General features: G+C 65.8%; 19 protein-coding genes. 14 read left to right on the top strand and 5 right to left on the bottom strand.

What is annotated here, in order from left to right; translation table 11 throughout:
• Positions 1-143 precede the first annotated feature (143 nt).
• On the bottom strand, positions 144-911 hold the full coding sequence (locus tag KDK82_RS16860) for a class II glutamine amidotransferase (RefSeq protein WP_012202593.1): 768 nt from the start codon (positions 909-911) through the stop codon (positions 144-146).
• A gap of 138 nt (positions 912-1049) precedes the next feature.
• Between KDK82_RS16860 and KDK82_RS16865 the strand changes: the two genes are divergently transcribed.
• The gene (locus KDK82_RS16865) at positions 1050-1679 is read left to right on the top strand and encodes a hypothetical protein (protein ID WP_256974504.1); all 630 of its coding nucleotides are present in this window, start codon (positions 1050-1052) and stop codon (positions 1677-1679) included.
• A gap of 63 nt (positions 1680-1742) precedes the next feature.
• Here the strand turns inward: KDK82_RS16865 and KDK82_RS16870 are convergent, their stop codons facing one another.
• The 3 genes from KDK82_RS16870 to KDK82_RS16880 form a co-directional block, all read right to left on the bottom strand.
• Positions 1743-1931: a 4-oxalocrotonate tautomerase gene (locus KDK82_RS16870; RefSeq protein WP_012202595.1), complete on the bottom strand. Its 189-nt coding sequence runs from the start codon at positions 1929-1931 to the stop codon at positions 1743-1745.
• Positions 1932-1948: 17 nt separating this feature from the next.
• A complete protein-coding gene (locus KDK82_RS16875) occupies positions 1949-2203 on the bottom strand; it encodes a cysteine-rich CWC family protein (RefSeq protein ID WP_088165686.1) in 255 nt (84 codons plus the stop codon).
• Between the two features lie 80 nt (positions 2204-2283).
• Positions 2284-4476 (bottom strand): malate synthase G, encoded by a 2193-nt coding sequence (locus KDK82_RS16880; protein ID WP_012202597.1) that lies wholly within the window; start codon positions 4474-4476, stop codon positions 2284-2286.
• A 304-nt stretch (positions 4477-4780) separates the two neighbouring features.
• On the opposite strand from KDK82_RS16880, the gene KDK82_RS16885 reads away from it, so the two are divergent.
• The 9 genes from KDK82_RS16885 (at position 4781) to KDK82_RS16925 (ending at position 13388) form a co-directional block, all read left to right on the top strand.
• Complete coding sequence (locus tag KDK82_RS16885) at positions 4781-5716, top strand: LysR family transcriptional regulator (RefSeq protein WP_013804758.1); 936 nt, start codon at positions 4781-4783, stop codon at positions 5714-5716.
• A 28-nt stretch (positions 5717-5744) separates the two neighbouring features.
• Positions 5745-6350, top strand: a complete 606-nt coding sequence (locus tag KDK82_RS16890) for a DUF3016 domain-containing protein (protein WP_088166317.1) — start codon at positions 5745-5747, stop codon at positions 6348-6350.
• Between the two features lie 107 nt (positions 6351-6457).
• Entirely contained in the window at positions 6458-6904 is a 447-nt protein-coding gene (locus KDK82_RS16895; protein ID WP_034389505.1) for a DUF2214 family protein, read from the top strand.
• A 54-nt stretch (positions 6905-6958) separates the two neighbouring features.
• Positions 6959-8656, top strand: coding sequence for an arginine--tRNA ligase (gene argS / locus KDK82_RS16900; RefSeq protein WP_043825927.1), 1698 nt, complete (start codon positions 6959-6961; stop codon positions 8654-8656).
• 20 nt (positions 8657-8676) lie between these two features.
• On the top strand, positions 8677-9366 hold the full coding sequence (locus tag KDK82_RS16905) for an SPOR domain-containing protein (RefSeq protein WP_012202602.1): 690 nt from the start codon (positions 8677-8679) through the stop codon (positions 9364-9366).
• A gap of 81 nt (positions 9367-9447) precedes the next feature.
• Positions 9448-10098, top strand: coding sequence for a thiol:disulfide interchange protein DsbA/DsbL (locus KDK82_RS16910; RefSeq protein ID WP_071954005.1), 651 nt, complete (start codon positions 9448-9450; stop codon positions 10096-10098).
• A gap of 171 nt (positions 10099-10269) precedes the next feature.
• Positions 10270-10932, top strand: coding sequence for a lipopolysaccharide transport periplasmic protein LptA (gene lptA, locus KDK82_RS16915; protein ID WP_013804753.1), 663 nt, complete (start codon positions 10270-10272; stop codon positions 10930-10932).
• Positions 10929-11717, top strand: coding sequence for an LPS export ABC transporter ATP-binding protein (gene lptB, locus KDK82_RS16920; RefSeq protein WP_012202605.1), 789 nt, complete (start codon positions 10929-10931; stop codon positions 11715-11717). The genes lptA and lptB overlap by 4 nt, the downstream gene beginning before the upstream one ends.
• A 54-nt stretch (positions 11718-11771) precedes the next feature.
• Positions 11772-13388, top strand: a complete 1617-nt coding sequence (locus tag KDK82_RS16925) for an RNA polymerase factor sigma-54 (RefSeq protein WP_088165687.1) — start codon at positions 11772-11774, stop codon at positions 13386-13388.
• A 38-nt stretch (positions 13389-13426) separates the two neighbouring features.
• Here KDK82_RS16925 and rtcR read toward each other — a convergent pair whose 3' ends face one another.
• Positions 13427-15034 carry an RNA repair transcriptional activator RtcR gene (rtcR, locus tag KDK82_RS16930; RefSeq protein WP_088165688.1) on the bottom strand — a complete coding sequence of 536 codons (1608 nt, stop codon included), beginning with the start codon at positions 15032-15034 and terminating at the stop codon, positions 13427-13429.
• A gap of 696 nt (positions 15035-15730) precedes the next feature.
• Here rtcR and KDK82_RS16935 point away from each other — a divergent pair.
• The 4 genes from KDK82_RS16935 to KDK82_RS16950 are packed head-to-tail and all read left to right on the top strand — an operon-like array spanning position 15731 to position 19576.
• On the top strand, positions 15731-16870 hold the full coding sequence (locus KDK82_RS16935; RefSeq protein WP_088165689.1) for a slipin family protein: 1140 nt from the start codon (positions 15731-15733) through the stop codon (positions 16868-16870).
• A 56-nt stretch (positions 16871-16926) separates the two neighbouring features.
• On the top strand, positions 16927-17424 hold the full coding sequence (locus tag KDK82_RS16940) for a hypothetical protein (RefSeq protein ID WP_088165690.1): 498 nt from the start codon (positions 16927-16929) through the stop codon (positions 17422-17424).
• A gap of 59 nt (positions 17425-17483) precedes the next feature.
• On the top strand, positions 17484-18701 hold the full coding sequence (locus KDK82_RS16945; RefSeq protein ID WP_179217932.1) for an RtcB family protein: 1218 nt from the start codon (positions 17484-17486) through the stop codon (positions 18699-18701).
• Positions 18702-18754: 53 nt separating this feature from the next.
• Positions 18755-19576 carry a nucleotidyltransferase domain-containing protein gene (locus KDK82_RS16950; protein ID WP_088165691.1) on the top strand — a complete coding sequence of 274 codons (822 nt, stop codon included), beginning with the start codon at positions 18755-18757 and terminating at the stop codon, positions 19574-19576.
• The last annotated feature ends 8 nt before the right edge of the window (positions 19577-19584 follow it).

A 19584-nucleotide genomic window follows, 5' to 3' on the forward strand; every position in this document is an offset into this window, starting at 1 on the left:
CCAAAGCTACGGGGTTTTTTGCATTGGGCTGCAGGAAACGGGCTGAACAGCCAAAACGGACAGCCAAACGAACATCCAAAACGGACATCCCAAAAAAGAGAGCGCTGATGCGCTCTCTTTTTTCATCCTGAATGCGCAATGCTTCAGAGCGGCAGGCATTCACCCTGTACAAAGACCTTGAGTTCACCCGACTGGATCGAGGTCCAGGTTTCATTCTTGGTCAACGGCGCTGTGACGATGATGGCCACACGGTCCTGTGGTGTGGTCTCTCGGGCGAAGTCCACGGTCAGGTCCTCATCCGACAGATGGGCCTGGGCAAAGGGGTGGCGACGTTCGATGTAGCACAGGTGTGTGGTGGCATGGGCCCACAGCGCCTCTCCGTTGGACAGCAGGAAGTTGAAGGTGCCGTGCGGCGAGATGCGTCTGGCCAGTTCGCGAAGCGTGTGCGTGAGTTCCTGCACGCTGGGCAGGCCTGCATGGGACTTCCAGAGCTCCTGAAGAATCCAGCAGAAGGCCTGCTCGCTGTCGGTGTTGCCTACCGGATGGAAGTGGGCATGCAGTTTGGGTGCGAAGCCCTTGAGATCTCCGTTGTGGGCAAAGACCCAGTTGCGGCCCCACAGTTCACGCACGAAGGGGTGGCAGTTCTGCAGGCTTACCGCGCCCTGCGTGGCCTTGCGGATGTGGGCGATGACGTTGCGGCTCTTGATCGGGTACTCGCGTATCAGCTTGGCGATGGGCGAGTCGATGGCGCGCTCATAGCCGACGAAGTGGCGCAGGCCCTTGTCCTCGAAGAAGGCGATGCCCCAGCCGTCCGTATGGTCGCCGGTATTGCCCGCCCGCTGGGTGAACCCCGAGAAGCTGAAGCGCACGTCGGTGGGCGTGTTGCAGTTCATTCCAAGCAGCTGGCACATGGCGGTATCGTTGTTTGCGTAGTTCAAGCCATAGCCTAACGCCTGGCGCGGCAGCTGCAAGCACAATGCGGGGCAACGGCAAAAAAACGGAACATACCCATGCCCATCCTCTATCTGCATACGGCGCACAGCAACGCCGTGATCTTCGAACGGGCGGCTGCCGAACTGGGCTGGCCGGCCCACTCAATCGTTCATCAGGTGCATGAGGCGCTGCTGTTGGAAGCGGAGGCTGCAGGTGGCATGAATGCGTCGCTTCGGCAGAAAACGGCGGGGCAGCTCGATGCGCTGGCAGACCATGCCGGTATCGATGCCGTGCTGCTGACCTGCTCGACCCTGGGCCCGGCCGTGGCGGATTGCCGCAGTGGCAAGGTCTGGCGTGCCGATGGCATGCTGGCGCGCAAGGTGGCCGCTGCCTTGCAAAGTGACCCAGAATCGCGCATTGCACTGCTGTGCGCCGCTCCCACGACGTACGAAGCCACGCGCAATCTGTTCATGGGAGAACTGCAGCAAGGCAACGCAGATCAACGCATGCAGCTGCAATGTGTTGAAGGGGCCTGGGCTCTTTTTCGCAGTGGTGATGTCGCCGGCTATGTGGCGTGCATGGCCGATGCGGCTGTTCAGGCCCATGCTGCCGGTGCGACCCAGGTGGCCCTGACCCAGGTGTCCATGGATGGTGTTGCCAGACACTGGAAGCCAGATGCCTCCATGCCTGTGCCCTGGACGGTGGCGAGGAGTGCACTGCAGGCACTCATGGAAATACGGGATTAAAGACCAGGTTTCATGAAAAAAGGCAGCCAAAGCTGCCTTTTGCATGCATTGAGCGAAAGATCCTCAGCTGCGTTCGGACCAGAGCTTGCCACCCGTGGCCCAGTTTTCGCGCTTGATGTCGGTGATCAGGATGTCCACCGATTCGGGCGAGCCACCGAGGACTTCGACCGAGACGCGCGTGATCTCTTCGACCAGCTTGCGCTTTTGTTCGACGGTGCGGCCTTCCATCATTTCGACGTGGTACGTGGGCATGTCAATCTCCTCAGGGATCAAGTTCTAGGGGGTTGGGTCGGCGACATCATATCGGCCGACGCGGGCGGTCGAGGCTTGTCGGTGCCAAGCGCGCAGGCGGGGCACAGGCAGGCCTTGTTGCGCATGGACTCCGGAATGCGGGCCAGTGCATCGGGTGCCACCGGCGTGTCCATGCACCAGCAGTTCAGCGGATCAACGCCCGCAAGAATGGCGCATTGATTGCTGCGGCCGCACAGCGGACACAGGCTGGCATCGGGGGGAGGGGCACTCATCGTGGTTCCGAGTGTAGGCCCATGAAAAAAGCACCTCAGGCAAGCCTGGGTGCTTTTGCAGCGTTGGGCGCCGCCAGGTGTCAGGCGGCTGCCTTGACCTTCAGGCGCCAGGCATGCAGCAGGGGCTCGGTGTAGCCACTGGGTTGCTCCTTGCCCTTGAAGACCAGGTCACAGGCGGCCTGGTAGGCCATCGAGGTGTCGAAGTGGCCGGCCATGGGCTTGTACAGTGCATCGCCCGCGTTCTGCTGGTCGACCACGGCGGCCATGCGCTCGAAGGTCTCGCGCACCTGGGCCTCGGTCACGATGCCGTGCTGCAGCCAGTTGGCGATGTGCTGGCTGGAGATGCGCAGCGTGGCGCGGTCTTCCATCAGGCCCACGTTGTGGATGTCGGGCACCTTGGAGCAGCCCACGCCCTGGTCCACCCAGCGCACCACATAGCCGAGGATGCCCTGGACGTTGTTGTCCAGCTCCTGCTGCTTTTCAGCCGCGCTCCACTTGTCTTCCTTGACCACGGGCACCTGCAGCAGGTCGGCCAAGATGGTGGCGCGCTCGGCGTCGGCATTGGTCTGCTCCAGCTGCTTTTGCACTTCGGCCACGTTGACCTGGTGGTAGTGCAGGGCGTGCAGCGTGGCGGCCGTGGGCGAGGGCACCCAGGCGGTATTGGCGCCGGCCTTGGGGTGGCCGATCTTTTGCTCCAGCATGGCCTTCATCAGGTCGGGCATGGCCCACATGCCCTTGCCGATCTGCGCCTTGCCGCGCAGGCCCAGGCCCAGGCCCACGAGCACGTTGCTGCGCTCATAGGCGGCCAGCCAAGCGCTGCCCTTCATGTCGGCCTTGCGGACCATGGGGCCGGCATACATGGCGGTGTGCATTTCGTCGCCCGTGCGGTCCAGGAAGCCGGTGTTGATGAAGGCCACGCGCGATGCGGCAGCGGCAATGCAGGCCTTGAGGTTGACGCTGGTGCGGCGCTCCTCGTCCATGATGCCCAGCTTGACGGTGTTCTCGGGCAGGCCCAGGACCTTTTCCACGCGGCCGAACAGCTCGCTGGCGAAGGCAGCTTCCGCGGGGCCGTGCATCTTGGGCTTGACGATGTAGACGCTGCCCGTGCGCGAGTTGCGGATGCCGTTGGCGCCCAGACCCTTGATGTCGTGGACGGCGATGGCCGTGGTGACCATGGCGTCGAGGATGCCCTCGGGGATTTCCTTGCCGTTGCCCCAGAGGATGGCCGGGTTGGTCATCAGGTGGCCGACATTGCGCACGAACATCAGCGAACGGCCATGCAACTTGACGGGCTTGCCATCGGCGCCCGTGTACTCGCGGTCGGCGTTCAGGCCGCGCGTCATGCTCTTGCCGCCCTTGTCGAAGGTTTCGGTCAGCGTGCCCTTGAGGATGCCCAGCCAGTTGGCATAGCCGACCACCTTGTCTTCGGCATCCACGGCGGCCACGGAGTCTTCCAGGTCCAGGATGGTCGACAGGGCGGCTTCGACCACCACGTCGGCCACGCCGGCGGCATCTGTCTGGCCGATGGCCGTGGTCTTGTCGATGCGGATATCGATGTGCAGGCCGTTGTTGAGCAGCAGCACGGAAGAGGGCGCTGCGGCATCACCCTGGTAGCCGACGAACTGGGCGGTGTTCTTCAGGCCCGTGGTGCCGCCGCTCTTGAGTGCGACGACCAGCTGGCCAGCTTCCACGCGATAGCCGGCGGCATCCTTGTGCGAGCCCGAGGCCAGCGGGGCCGCCTGGTCCAGGAAATCACGTGCGAAGGCGATCACCTTGGCGCCGCGCACGGGGTTGTAGCCCTTGCCCTTTTCCGCGCCGCCGTCTTCGCCGATGGCATCCGTGCCGTACAGCGCGTCATACAGCGAACCCCAGCGCGCGTTGGCGGCGTTCAGCGCATAGCGGGCGTTGAGAATGGGCACGACCAGCTGGGGGCCGGCCTGGATGGCCAGTTCCGCATCCACATTGGTGGTGGTGGCCTTGGCATCCTTGGGCTGCTCGACCAGATAGCCGATCTGCGTCAGGAACTGCTGGTAGCCGGCCATGTCGGTGATGGGGCCGGGATGGGCCTTGTGCCAGGTGTCCAGCTCGGTCTGCAGGCGGTCACGCTCGGCCAGCAGGGCGGCATTGCGAGGAGCCAGATCGTTGACGATCGCGTCGAAGCCTTTCCAGAAGGCCTCGGGAGCGACACCGGTGCCCGGGAGCACTTGTTCATTGATGAAACGGTGCAGCTCTGTAGCGACCTGCAGGCTGTGGGCTTGGGTGCGATCGGTCATGGTGGGAACCCCGGGTTGGATGGATGGAAAGGCTTGGCAGACCCTTTTCGGGCCTGACTATAAGGAATACTTTATTAGATTTATTTGCGTACATAAATAGACCATAAATCTTAAAACTCGTGACTTTTACGCAAAAATGTGGGAAGGTTATGCGCGCGCCAAAACCGGCCGGCTTTGGCGCGCAGCCCTATGCATGGTGCACATGGAGGACAGCCAGTGCCCACTATGCAAAAAGGCGAGTCACAGGAGACGGGTGTGCGGTCGCATGCCCCACAAGAACACGGAAAAGAAACGGACAGCGGTCATGGACAAGCTCAAGGCATTCGAGTCATTCGTATCGGTGGCAACGCGCGGCAGCCTCACGGCAGCGGCCAAGGCGGAAGGCGTGGCGCCGGCCATCATGGGGCGGCGCCTCGATGCCCTGGAAGAGCACCTGGGCGTCAAGCTCATGGTGCGCACCACGCGGCGCATCTCCCTCACGCATGAGGGCAGCGCCTTTCTTGAGGATTGCCAGCGCCTGCTGTCCGATGTGTCCAACGCCGAGGCCAGTGTCAGCGCGGGCGGGGTCAAGGCCACGGGCCACCTGCGCATCACGGCGCCGGCGGGCTTTGGCAGGCGGCACGTGGCGCCCCTGGTGCCGCTCTTTCGGGATCTGCACCCGGATGTGACGATTTCCCTGAACCTCAGCGACCGCGTGGTCGATCTGGCCGGCGAAGGCTTTGACTGTGCGGTGCGCGTGGGCGATCTGCCCGACTCGGCCCTGGTCAGTGTGCGCATTGCCGACAACCGGCGCCAGTGCGTCGCCACGCCTGCCTATCTGGAGCGCCGAGGCACGCCGCGCCACCCCAGCGAGTTGACCCAGCACGACTGCCTGACGCTGTCCAGCGACGCTTCGCAGACGCGTGGCTGGGCCTTCCGCATCCCCCATCCCGACAGCGGCACCAGCGAGGTCGTGCATTTCAAGCCGGGCGGTCCGCTGGACTGCTCCGACGGCCAGGTGTTGCACGACTGGTGCCTGGGCGGCTGGGGCATTGCCTGGCGCAGCACCTGGGAGGTCGAGGCCGAGATCACCTCGGGCCGCCTGGTGGCCGTGCTCGAAACATTCGCGGCGCCGCCCAATGGCATTTTTGTCGTCTTTCCCCAGCGCAAGCACATGCCGCTGCGTGTGCGGCTGTGGATCGACTATCTCAAGCACCACTACGAGCAGCCGGATTTCTGGCGTCGTACCCACGCGGCCTGAGCGGGCCGCCCAGCAAGGAGGAATGAGCATGGCAGTGTCGATCGCGACGAAAGCGGTATCCGCAACGCAGGGCGTGGCCCCAGGACGGCGGCGCTGGATGCGCATGGCGCTGGGAGCCGCCTGCCTGGGCATGGTGGCAGGCTGCGCCGTCCAGGGGCCGGGGCAGGGCCGGCCGGACGGGATGCGGCAGGGCGCGGTGCCTGCCGGCATCGTGAGCGTGACCTTTGACGAACCCTCGCGGTTCGATGCCGGGCGCAACGGACCCCAGGAGTCCGAGAAGGCGCGCCGCGCCTGGGTCGATGCGCTGGCCCAGTTCCTGGCCGAGCGTGCCGCGCCCAGGCTGCCCCAGGGCCAGCGGCTTGAAGTTCACCTCACCGATGTGCAGCGCGCAGGCGGCTTCGAGCCCTGGCGCGGGCCCCAGGCTGCCGATGTGCGCATCGTGCGCGACATCTACCCACCGCGCATCGACCTGCGCTTCAAGCTGCTGGGAGCCGATGGAAAGCTGTTGCGAGAAGGCAGCCGCCAGCTGCGCGACGCCAGCTTCATGATGCGCCCGGACCTCTATCCCAACGATCCCCTGCGCTACGAAAAGACGCTGCTGGGCGACTGGGTGCGCGCGGAACTGGGGCGCTGACCGGACCGCAGTGGTCTACCGATTGCCTCGGACATCACGATGGCAGTCCCCGTTTCTGGCGTAATGGACGCTTGGCCCAAGAGGCCCAATTTCTATACGGATTCCCCATGACGATAGAAGCCATCCTGGCCAGCCTCCACCTGCTGGCCATCCTCACCTTCGTGGTGTTCCTGTCCAGCCAGGCGGCGCTGTGCCGCAGCGAGTGGATGAGCGCCGCCGTGGTGCAGCGTCTGGCGCGGCTGGACATGATCTATGGCCTTGCCGTGGTCTTCCTGGTGCTGACCGGCATCGCCCGTCTGGTGTGGGGCGTCAAGGGCATGTCCTGGTACGTCTCGCAGCCACTGTTTCATCTGAAGATGACTTTGTTTGTCGTCGGTGCGCTGCTGTCGATCAAGCCCACGCTGGCCTTCCGGCGCTGGCGCCGCGCGCTGGATGCCGGCCAGGGTCTGCCCCAGCCGGCCGAGGTCGCCAGCACGCGCCGCTGGGTGATGTGGCAGGCCCATGTGGTGCCCGTGATCGCCGTCGTCGCAGTGTTCTGGGCGCGGGGCATGTAGGCTCCGTTTTCCTGTCCGGCGGCATGGGGTGGGCCTGCCACGTAGAATCCGCCGATGCTCTCCGTCAAACAGGAACTGCTCGCGGCTCTGGCCGGCGAGCTTGAAACTTTGTCGCCCGGCGCCGGTGCCCGTGCCGCTTTTGAATCCCCCAAGGTGGCTGCCCATGGCGATTTCGCCTGCACGGCCGCCATGCAGTTGGCCAAGCCGCTCAAGCTCAACCCGCGTTCGCTGGGCGAGCAGCTCAAGGCTGCGCTGGAGGCCACGCCGTCCTTCCAGCGTTGGGTCGATGCCATCGAGATCGCCGGCCCCGGCTTTCTGAACATCCGCCTCAAGCCCGCCGCCAAGCAGCAAATCATCCGCGAAGTGCTGGAGCAGGCCGAGAAGTTCGGCTGGCTGGCCGACCGTGGCGCCAAGATGCTGGTCGAGTTCGTCTCCGCCAATCCCACCGGCCCGCTGCACGTGGGCCATGGCCGCCAGGCCGCGCTGGGCGATGCCATCTGCAACCTCTATGCCACCCAGGGCTGGGGCGTGCACCGCGAGTTCTACTACAACGACGCGGGCGTGCAGATCGACACGCTGACCAAGAGCACGCAGCTGCGTGCCAAGGGCTTCAAGCCCGGTGACGAATGCTGGCCCATCGATCCCGAGAATCCGGCAAGCAAGGCCTTCTACAACGGCTCCTACATCCAGGACATCGCCGACGACTTCCTGGCCCGCAAGACCGTCAAGGCCGATGACCGCGAATTCACGGCCAACGGCGATGTCGAGGACTACGACAACATCCGCCAGTTCGCCGTCGCCTATCTGCGCAACGAGCAGGACAAGGACCTGCAGGCCTTCAACCTGCACTTTGACGAGTACTACCTCGAATCCAGCCTCTACACCAACGGCTATGTCGAGGACGCGGTGCAGCGCCTGATTGCGGGCGGACATACCTATGAACTCGACGGCGCGCTCTGGCTCAAGTCCACCGACTACGGTGACGACAAGGACCGCGTGATGCGCAAGCAGGACGGCAACTACACGTACTTCGTGCCCGATGTCGCCTACCACATCCAGAAATTCAAGCGCGGCTACTCCAAGGTCGTCAACATCCAGGGCACGGACCACCACGGCACCATCGCGCGCGTGCGCGCCGGCCTGCAGGCCGCCGACGTGGGAATCCCTGCCGGCTATCCCGACTATGTGCTGCACACCATGGTGCGCGTGGTGCGCGGCGGCGAGGAAGTCAAGATCAGCAAGCGCGCCGGCTCCTACGTCACGCTGCGCGACCTGATCGAATGGACCAGCAAGGACGCGGTGCGTTTCTTCCTGCTGTCCCGCAAGCCCGACACCGAGTACACCTTCGACGTGGACCTGGCCGTGGCCCAGAACAACGACAACCCCGTGTACTACGTGCAGTACGCCCATGCGCGCATCTGCTCGGTGCTGGCCGCCTGGGGGGGTGACGCGGCCACGCTCAAGGACGTGGACCTGTCGGCGCTGGAAGGCCCGCAGGCCCAGGCGCTGATGCTGCAACTGGCCAAGTACCCGGCCATGCTGACCTCGGCCGCAGAAGGCAATGCGCCGCACGACGTGACGTTCTACCTGCGCGAACTGGCCTCGCTGTACCACAGCTACTACGACGCGGAACGCATCCTGGTGGACGACGAAAAGGTCAAGCTCGCCCGCCTGGCGCTGATCTCGGCCACGCGCCAGGTATTGCACAATGGCCTGGCAGTGCTGGGCGTCTCGGCCCCGCAACGCATGTAACTTCGAGCGACAAGCGATCTATGAAGACACAGCAACGTGGGGGCACCGTCATCGGTCTCATCATCGGCATGATCGTCGGGCTGGCAGCAGCCCTGGCCGTCGCCGTCTATGTGACCAAGGTGCCCGTGCCCTTTCTCTCCAAGGGCGGCAAGACGGCCGACCAGGACGCGGCCGAGGCCCAGCGCAACAAGAACTGGGACCCCAACGCGCCGCTGCAGGGCAAGAACCCGGCGCCGCCACCACCGGCCGCCGTCACGCCCAGCCTCCCTGGCAGCACCGCACCAACCGCCCCCACCCCGCCCGCCGTGGCAGGAGGCGTGACTCCGCCACCCGCGCCCGTGGACCCGGCCAAGCCGCCCGCCAAGCCCGAAACCAAGGCCGATGGCAAGAGCTCGGCCGATCCGCTGGGTGACCTGGTCAAGTCGCGCTCCGCCGCCGCCGAGAAGGCGGAAAAGGCAGAAAAGGCCGACGCCGCCTTCAACTACTTCGTGCAGGCCGGTGCCTTCCGCAGCCAGGGCGATGCCGACGCGCAGCGCGCCAAGCTGGCCATGCTGGGGTGGGAGGCGCGCGTGAGCGAGCGCGAGCAAAACGGCATCACCATCTTCCGCGTGCGTGTGGGTCCGTTCACCAAGCGCGACGATGCCGAGCAGCTCAAGCAAAAGCTCGATGGCGCCGGGGTCGAGTCCACGCTGGTGCGCGCCGCACGCTGAAAGCGCGTTGCGACAAGAGCGCTGAACTTTTGGCGGGCCCCTGCCTCCTAACCTGCAGCATTGAACGAGGAGTTTGTTTTGATGAATCGCCGCGACTTTTCCCTGGCTGCCTCGGCAGCCGCTGCCAGCGCACTGACGCTGGGCACTTCCGCTGCCCAGGCCCAGGCCGCAGCGCCCAAGGAGGGCAAGGACTACATCAAGCTGGCCAAGCCCGCACCCACCAGCGCCGGCGCCGGCAAGGTCGAGGTGGTCGAGTTCTTCTGGTACAGCTGCCCGCACTGCAATGCGTTCGAGCCCACCTTTGCCGCCTGGAAGAACCAGGCACCGGCCGACGTGGTCGTGCACCGCGTGCCCGTGGCCTTCAACGCCACTTTCGTGCCCCAGCAAAAGCTCTACTACGCCTTCGAAGGCATGAACCTGCTGGACACCATGCATGCGCGCGCCTTCCACGCCATCCATGTGGAACGCAACCGCTTGGCCAAGGACGACGAGATCTTCGCCTGGGTCGGCAAGCAGGGCGTGGACGTGGCCAAGTTCAAGGAGGTCTACAACTCCTTCAGCGTCTCCAACCAGGTTCGCAAGGCCACCCAGCTGCAGCAGGACTATGACGTGGAAGGCGTGCCGGCCATGGGCGTGGCGGGCCGTTACTACACCGACGGCACCAAGGCCGGCAACATGACCAATGTGCTGCGCGTGGTCGATCAGCTGATCGCCACCAGCCGCAAGGGCTGAGGCCCGGGCCTCGGCCCAGCCAAGCCGCGACAGGCCCGCCATTGCGCGGGCCTGTCGCTTTTGGAAACCTCTTTTTGTGCCTTTGTGTCAGCGCTTTCCGTGCGCGTTGAAAGACGCCAGGAACGGTTGCGCGCGACACCCCCTACAATGGATGCAAGAAGCGTGCCCTCCATGAAACAACGACTTTCCTCCCTCCTGCTCGCCGCCGCCCTGGCGGCTTTCGCCGGTATGGCCCAGGCCGAAAAGGCCGACAGCACCAAGCCCATGAACATCGAGGCTGATGCGCTGCGCCATGACGAACTCAAGCAGACCAGCGTCTTCACTGGCAACGTGGTGATGACCAAGGGCACCATCGTGCTGCGCGGCGCCCAGCTCGATGTGCGGCAAGACCCTGAAGGCTTTCAGTACGGCGTGGTGACGGCCGAGGCGGGCAAGCGTGCCTTCTTCCGCCAAAAGCGCGATACCGTGCCGGGCCAGCCCGAGGAGTTCGTGGAAGGCGAGGGCGAGGTCATCGAATACGACGGCAAGGCCGACCTCGTGAAGTTCATCCGCCGTGGCGAACTGCGCCGCTATCGCGGCGGCCAGCTCAGCGACGAGATCACCGGCTCCATCATCGTCTACAACAACCTCACCGACGTGTTCACCGTTGATGGGCAAAAGACCAGCGGTGGCCAGCCCAGCTCCACGGCCGGCCAGGGCGGGCGCGTGCGCGCCGTGCTGGCGCCCAAGGAAGGCACGCCGGGCTCGCAGCCGCGCGCCCCCGCAGCGGGCACGCCGGGCACGTCCCTGCAGCCCAGCAACAGCCTGGACAGCCTCGGCGGTACCAAGCGATGAGCGGGCAAGCCGCAGCCCCGGCTGCCACTGCACGCGCCGACCAGGGCAGCAGCCTGCAGGCACGCCATCTGGCCAAGTCCTACGGCAGCCGCAAGGTGGTCAAGGATGTGTCGCTTTCCGTGAAAAAGGGCGAGGTCGTGGGCCTGCTGGGACCCAACGGTGCAGGCAAGACCACTTCGTTCTACATGATCGTGGGCCTGGTGCGCAGCGACGGCGGCGACATCTTCATCGACGGCCAGGCCGTGGGCAACATGCCCATCCACCAGCGCTCGCGCCTGGGCCTGTCCTACCTGCCGCAAGAGGCATCGATCTTCCGCAAGCTCAGCGTCGAGGACAACGTGCGCGCCGTGCTGGAGCTGCAAAGGGACGAGCAGGGCCGGCCGCTGGCGCGCAGCGTCATCGAGGAGCGCCTGACGGCGCTGCTGCAGGAATTGCGCGTGGACCATCTGCGCGCATCGCCTGCGCTGGCGCTGTCGGGCGGCGAACGCCGCCGCGTCGAGATCGCGCGCGCCCTGGCCACGCAGCCGCGCTTCATCCTGCTGGACGAGCCCTTTGCCGGCATCGACCCCATCGCCGTGATCGAGATCCAGCGCATCATCGGCTTTCTCAAGGCGCGCGGCATCGGCGTGCTGATCACCGACCACAACGTGCGCGAGACGCTGGGCATCTGCGACCATGCCTTCATCATCAGCGACGGCCACGTGCTCGCCCAGGGCACACCCGAGGAGATCGTGGACAACGCCGAAGTGCGGCGTGTCTACCTCGGCGAACACTTCCGGATGTAGCGCCATGCCCTGCCTGGCCCGTCTGCGAGACTGTCTGCGCGAAGGAGCTGCCGCTTGAAGCCCGGTCTGTCGCTGCGCGTCTCCCAGCATCTTTCGCTCACTCCCCAGCTGCAGCAGTCGATACAGCTGCTGCAGCTGTCCACGCTGGAGCTGGCGCAGGAAGTGGAGCAGATGCTGGGCGACAACCCCTTCCTGGAGCTGGCGAACGAGGAGGGCGATCACGATGCGGCCGCTGGCACCCGCGAGCCTGCCGCGCCCGGCGCCGAGGCCACGGAGTCCTTCCAGGAAAGCCGCGCAGACCAGCCTTCGGCGACGGTGGAGTGGGAGCCCTCGTCGGACGCACCCTCCGGCGATGCCGTGGAGACTTCCGGCACGGCCGAGTCCCTGAGCTGGGGGGGTGACGGCCAGACCAACTCGGGCAACGATGACCGCGACTGGGGCAGCGATGCGCCCTCCAGCCGCACGCGCGGGCAGGGCGAGGAAGACGAGGCCGATGCCACCGAACTGGCTCGCAGCGCCGAAAGCCTGACCGACCACCTGCACCGCCAGGCCCTGAGCCTGCGCCTGGGCGAGGTGGACCGCGCCGCACTGCGCTTTCTGATCGAGAACCTCAACGACGACGGCTACCTGGAAGATCCGCTCGACGAGCTGGCACAGGGCCTGGCGGGCGACGATCTGGAGGAGTGCGAGGAACTGGTGCACCGCTTCACCGTGGCGCTGCGCCTGCTGCAAAGCCTGGAGCCCGTGGGCGTGGGCGCGCGCGACCTGGCCGAATGCCTGACGCTGCAACTGCGCGACCAACTGGCCGATGCCGAGCGCGAAGGCAACGGCAGTGCCGAGGACGAAGACCGGCAGGCCGTGCTGCGCACCGCGCTGGACATCTGCGCCCAGCCCATGGACCTGCTGGCGCGGCGCGACCTGCGCAAGCTCGCCAGCCTGTGCGGTGCGCGTGAGGAGCGGCTGCGCGAGGCGCTGGTGCTGATCACCCGGCTGGAGCCACGCCCGGGCCGGCGCTTTGCCGACGTGCAGCGCCAGATCGTCGTGCCCGACGTCATCGTGCGCCCCGTGCGCAGCGGCGCGGGCCGCATGGACTTCAGCGTGCAGCTCAACCCCGACGTCATGCCCAAGCTGCGCGTGCACGACATCTATGCCAGCGCGCTGCGCAGCCACAGGGGCAGCGAAGGCCATGCAGCGCTGCAGCAGCGGCTGCAGGAGGCGCGCTGGTTCATCAAGAACATCCAGCAGCGCTTCGACACCATCCTGCGCGTGTCGCAGGCCATCGTGGAGCGCCAGAAGAACTTCTTCGTGCATGGCGAGCTGGCCATGCGCCCGCTGGTGCTGCGCGACATTGCCGACGCGCTGGGCCTGCATGAATCCACCATCAGCCGCGTGACCACGGCCAAGTACATGGCCACGCCGCAGGGCACCTACGAACTCAAGTATTTCTTCGGCTCGGGCCTGGGCACCGAGGCCGGTGGCAATGCCTCCAGCACGGCCGTGCGCGCGCTGATCAAGCAGTTCGTCGCGGCCGAAGACCCCAAGAAGCCGCTGTCGGACAACCAGCTCGCCGACATGCTCAAGGAGCAGGGCATCGAATGCGCGCGGCGCACGGTGGCCAAGTACCGCGAGCTGCTCAAGATCCCGCCGACCACGCTGCGCAAGGCGCTGTAGCCCAGGCGCGCAAACTCGCCATCGCGCCACCGTGGTGTCTATGGCGTTCGGCCGGCCACGTCATCCCACTTCAAGCCGAATTTCAGCAGGTACTTGCGCAGGCGGTCGGCATCGTTGAGCACGCTGCGCTGGGTGCGCGACCGGTCGAACAGACGGCGCCCCGCATCGGACAGCGAAGGTGACTCCCGGCACACGCGCAGCACCGCTTCGAGCTGCATGCGGTCGAACAGATCCAGCGGCTCCAGCACTTCGGCAGACAGCAGGCTTTGCAGGCTGGCGCCGGCCGGTTGCACGGCATCGCCTCTTTGCCACAGCCACTTCAGGCGCTGGATCTCGGTATCGACCAGGGCCGTGGAGATGCGCCCCCCGTCGGCCAGCGTGGCCAGGCGCGTCATGCTGGCCGACAGGTCGCGGAAGTTGCCGCTCCACAGCGCATCGGGCGAGCGCGCAAAGCGCAGATAGCGCTCGCGGGCCTCCACATTGAAGCGCACCATCTGGCCGGTCTCGTCGGCCGAGCGCGCGAGCAGGTGGTCCATGTTGGGTTCGATGTCCTCGGGGCGCCCGGCCAGGCCCGGCAGCGCGTAGGCCCACAGGTTGATGCGCGCGAACAGATCCTCGCGAAAGCGCCCCTGCGCCACGTCGATGCGCAGGTCGCGGTGTGTGCCGGCGACCAGCTGGAAGTCGCTGCTGACCTCGCGGTCGCTGCCCATGGGATAGAAGCGCTTTTCCTCCACCGCCTTGAGCAGCATGGCCTGTTCGTCCAGGCCCAGCTCGCCGATTTCGTCCAGGAACAGCACGCCCTGGTGCGCGCTGCGCAGCAGGCCGGCGCGGTCGGCCGCAGCGCCCGTGAACGCGCCCTTCTTGTGGCCGAACAGCACCGAAGCCGCTCCATCGCCGCGCAGCGTGGCGCAATTGACCTCCACGAAGTCGCCCTGGACCTGGTGCCTGGCCTTCTTCAACTCGTACATGCGCCGCGCCAGATGCGACTTGCCCGCACCCGTGGGACCCGTGAGCAGGATGGGCGCGCGCGAGCGCACGGCCACGCGCTCGATCTCGTCGATCAGCGCGTTGAACCCGGCATTGCGCGTGGCGATGCCGCTCTTGAGAAATTGCACGGCCTCGCTCTGCTCGGCGCCGAAGCGCTGGGCGATCACGTCGTAGCGCGACAGGTCCAGGTCGATCAGCGCATAGCTGCCCGGGTCGCCCATGCGCTGGCGCCGGGGTGGCGAGGTCTGGACCAGCACGCCGGGAATGCGGCGCGACTCCACCAGCAGGAACAGGCAGATCTGTGCCACGTGCGTGCCCGTGGTGATGTGCGTCCAGTACTCCTCGCGCTCGGGGTCGAAGCGATAGGCCTGCGTCCAGTCGAACAGCCGCGCATAGACCTCGCCGAAATCCCAGGGATCGGCAATGTCCATGGGCACGAGGTTCACCTGGGTCTCGGGCGATGCCGTGGCGATGTCGCCCTGCAGCAGCTGCGCCAGGGCCAGATGGGGCGGCGTGTAGAGCAGCTCCAGCCGCTCCACCACCAGATCCTCGTGCTGCATGAGGGAGAGGGTCGGCCGCCATTTTTCCCAGCGCCCCGCGCCCCTGCCGGAGTCCAGCTGCGTACCCAGAAAGCCGATGACGACCTTTTTCTTTTCCATGGTTTATCTAGTTGAATAGCTGAAATTCTAGTTTCTTTGGATTGAAGAAGAAATCAAGAAAAGTGTGATTTGAGATTTATCTAAATAAATCAATGCGTTGAAGAATCTTTTGGCGCCTGATGCCAGGCTGGCACGCATCTCGCAATAACCAAGGCATCCAGTGCAGGCGGTGACCGCTCACAGGCCGGGGTTGGGGCAAAGGCCCGCCCCGCCGGTGCCGGAAGTCCGGGCCCCCAGGGGCCTGTCGATTTCCCGCATGCCGCACGCCGCAAGCGCTGGGTAACGGCAAGGTTGTGGAAACCGTCTCGCAAGGGACGCCTGGTTCGACTCCAGGCTTGCCAGCCACTGGTAGCTCAGTCTGGTAGAGCACCCTCGCAAGAGGACTGTCGCAGGTTCGATTCCTGTCCACTCTTCCGGCCGCAAGGCCGGGCTATTGAAACGGTCGAAAGACCACCCGCCGAACGCGGGAGGTGGCCACCGGGTTGCGATGCAGCCCAAGGCCGCCACCCGTCAGCGGCGGCGGCTGTGCCAGGTCCCGGCACGGTCCGCGCCCGCAGCCAGCCACGCTGCAACCTGTTTCCAGGGTTGCAGCCACGGCGCACTGCAAGGCCCGGGCCGTGCCCCCTGGAACCCCGCCGCTGCTGTAACGGCACCCCTATTGATTGCGGCGAAGACGCCGAACGAGGAGAAGAAGAAATGCTGAAGATCCAACGCATCACCGTCAAGAAGAACGAACGCGCCCTGCTGCTGCGCAATGGCGATTTCGAGCGCGTGCTGCACAGCGGCCGGCACTGGCTGGTTGCCGGCACCGACCAACTGCGCGTGGAAACCTTTGCCCTGGAGCAGCCCGCCTTCACGCACGGTCTGGCCGACTACCTGATGGCGCAGGAGCCCGCCGTGGTGGCCGCCGAATTCCTGCGCGTGGAACTGTCCGAGACCGAGGCGGGCCTGCGCAGCGAAAACGGCGTGCTGGTCGAGATCCTGCCGCCCGGCACGCGCCGCCTGTACTGGAAGGGACTGGTGGACGTGGGCGTGCAGGTGGTCGACCTGCAGGCCGGCGCCGAGCTGCCCGCCGCCCTGGCGGCGCGCCTGACCCAGACGCAGCTGCGCCAGCGCAGCGTGTCCGGCCTCAACGGCGTGCTGCAGGTGCAGGTGCCCGCAGGCCAGTGCGCGCTGCTGACCATCGACGGCAAGGTGGACCGCCTGCTGCAGGCCGGCAGCCATGCGTTCTGGAAGTTCGGCCGCAGCGTTGCCGTGGAGCTGGTGGACCTGCGCCTGCAGGCCGTCGAGGTCTCGGGCCAGGACATCATGACCCGCGACAAGGTCAGCCTGCGCCTGAACCTGAGCGCCACCTATCGCCACACCGACGTTCTGCGCGCCTTTGCCCAGCTGCAAAAGCCCGCCGAGCACCTGTACCGCGAACTGCAGTTCGCGCTGCGCGCCGCCGTGGGCACCCGCACGCTCGATGAGCTGCTGGAGAACAAGACGGTGATCGATGACGTGGTGACCGCGCACATGGCGGCCAAGCTGCAGCCCTTCGGCATGGTGGTGGAGAGCGTGGGCGTGAAGGACATCGTGCTGCCCGGCGAGATGAAGGCCATCCTGACCCAGGTGGTGCAGGCCGAAAAGCAGGCCCAGGCCAACGTGATCCGCCGCCGCGAGGAAACGGCGGCCACGCGCTCGCTGCTCAACACCGCCAAGGTCATGGAGGACAACCCCGTGGCCCTGCGCATGAAGGAGCTGGAGACGCTGGAACGCGTGGCCGAGCGCATCGACAAGATCTCCGTGTTCGGCGGGCTGGATCAGGTGCTCAACGGGCTGGTGAAGATGCGTTGACCGGCAGGCTGGTCGGGACACAACGGACAACGAAGAAACAAAAGAGAGGTACGGCCATGGCCGCATTCGAAGAACTATGGAGCTATGAGGTGGGCAAGGCGGGCTGGGCGACGTTGAAGTTCAGCACGCCCGAGGAGGAACTGGTGTGTGCCGTGTCCTACCTGCACGATTCGCTGGGTGATCTGGCCGCCATGGCGCTGGCCTTGACCAAGGGCGCGCACCGGGCTGCCGCCGTGTTCATGGACGAGCCCGGCGAAGTGCACCTGAGCATGGAAGGTGATCACGACACCCTTTCCTACGAGCTGCGGCAGTACGCGGACTGGGCCAGCTGGGGCATCACCGCCATGGATGACTATGAAGTGCTGGCCCGCGGGCAGGTGGCCCGCGAGGACGTGGTGCGCAGCGTGTACCGCGTGCTGGACGGTATTTATTGCGGCATGGGTGTCGAGGAATACCGAAAGCGCTGGCTGGAGCATGAATTCCCGCTGCGGGACTATCAAAGCCTGGGCAGCGCCATCCGCAAGCGGGACCTGTCTCGCCTGATGCGTGGATGAGCCGCGCGGCAGCAAGACCTGAACAAGACGAACAGACAAGAAGACTGAAGGACAACGCAATGAACTACCTGCAACACAACGTGGAAAACGGCGTCCCCATCAAGATGTGGACCAAGGGCGTGCCCGTGGAGGACGAGGCGCGCAGGCAGCTGGAGAACGCCGCGCGCCTGCCCGTGGTCTTCAAGCATGTCGCGGCCATGCCCGACGTGCACCTGGGCATAGGCGCCACCGTGGGCTCGGTGATCCCCACCATCAGGGCCATCATCCCGGCGGCCGTGGGCGTGGACATCGGTTGCGGAATGATGGCTGCCAAGACCACGCTGCGCGCCGAGGACCTGCCCGACAACCTGGGCCCGCTCCGCTCGGCGATAGAGCAGGCCGTGCCCCATGGCTCGGTGCCGCGCCATCGGGGCCGCGATCCGGGCAGCTGGGAGAACCCGCCCGTGTCGGTGGACCAGGTCTGGGCCACGCTGGCCGATGAGTTCGACCTGCTGTGCGAGCTGCATCCGCGCCTGGCCAACACCAACAACCGCAAGCACCTGGGAACGCTGGGCAGCGGCAACCACTTCATCGAGATCTGCCTGGACGAGGCGGGCTTCGTGTGGTTCATGCTGCACTCGGGCTCGCGCGGCGTGGGCAATGCCATCGGCACCCATTTCATCGAGCTGGCCAAGAAGGACGCAGAACTCCATCAGCGCAACCTGCCCGACAAGGACCTGGCCTATTTCGAGGAAGGGGCCCGCTACTTTGGCGACTATGTGCGCGGCGTGTCCTGGGCGCAGAAGTTCGCCATGCGCAACCGCGAGGTGATGATGGCCAACCTCATCGCCACGGTGCGCAAGGTGATCGCCAAGCCCTTCGAGTCGCATGTGGAGGCGGTGAACTGCCACCACAACTACGTGCAGCAGGAGCGCCATTTCGGGCAGGACGTATTCATCACCCGCAAGGGTGCGGTGAGCGCGCGGCGCGGCGAGCTGGGCATCATCCCGGGCAGCATGGGCGCGCGCAGCTATATCGTGCGCGGCCTGGGCAACCCGGAGAGCTTCGAGAGCTGCAGCCACGGTGCGGGCCGCGTGATGAGCCGGACCAAGGCCAAGAAGATGTTCAGCGTGGAGGACCATATCAAGGCCACCGAGGGCGTGGAATGCCGCAAGGATGCCAATGTGGTGGACGAGATTCCCATGGCCTACAAGGACATCGATGCGGTCATGGCCGCGCAGCAGGATCTGGTGGAGGTGGTGCACACCCTGAAGCAAGTGGTGTGCGTGAAAGGGTGAGTGGATGAGGGCCCCGGGCTCTCATCCTCCAGAACAGAAAGCAGGATGAGAGCATGAGGGAAGAGAAGGTATTGAGCGCGCATCCGGTCTCCGATGTCATGCGCGCCACGGTGCTGGCCAACCTGGCCGAGGTGGAGCGCAGGCACGAGGTCACGGTGCTGTTTGCCTGCGAGTCGGGCAGCCGCGGCTGGGGCTTCGCCTCGCCCGACAGCGACTATGACGTGCGCTTCATCTACGTCCACCGCCTGCCCTGGTATCTGACGGTGGCGCCGGGCCGCGATGTCATAGAGCAGCCGCTCAGCGGCGAGCTCGATGTCAGCGGCTGGGAGCTGCGCAAGGCGCTGGGGCTGCTGCGCGCCTCCAACCCCACGCTGCTTGAATGGCTGCGCTCGCCCGTGGTCTACCGGCAGGAGCAGCCCTGGGCCGAGCGCCTGCATCTGCTGGCCGAGCAGGGCTTTTCGCCGGTGCGCGGCTACCACCACTACGTGGCCATGGCGCGCAAGAACCTGCGCGCCCACCTGCAGGGCGATGTCGTGCGCTACAAGAAATACTTCTACGTGCTGCGCCCCTTGCTGGCCGCGCGCTGGATACGCGAGGGGCGTGGTGCGCCGCCCATGCGCTTTGCACAGCTGGCGGCGGGCACGCTGGAGGATGCAGGCCTGCTGGCCGAACTCAATGAGCTGCTGGAGCTCAAGATGCGCCTGGGCGAGGCCGCCAAGGGGCCGCGCCGGGTGCGGGTCCATGATTTCCTGGAGCGCGAGCTGGCCCATGCCATGGCCCATGCGCCCGATCCGGGGGGCCAGGCCGATGCAGCGCCGCTGGACCGCTATCTGCGGGATGCCGTGGCGCGCTTTGGCGGCAATTGGCGGCAATGAATGAAAGA

The sequence above is a fragment of the Delftia sp. K82 genome, assembly GCF_002193035.1.
Lineage (GTDB): Bacteria > Pseudomonadota > Gammaproteobacteria > Burkholderiales > Burkholderiaceae_C > Comamonas > Comamonas acidovorans.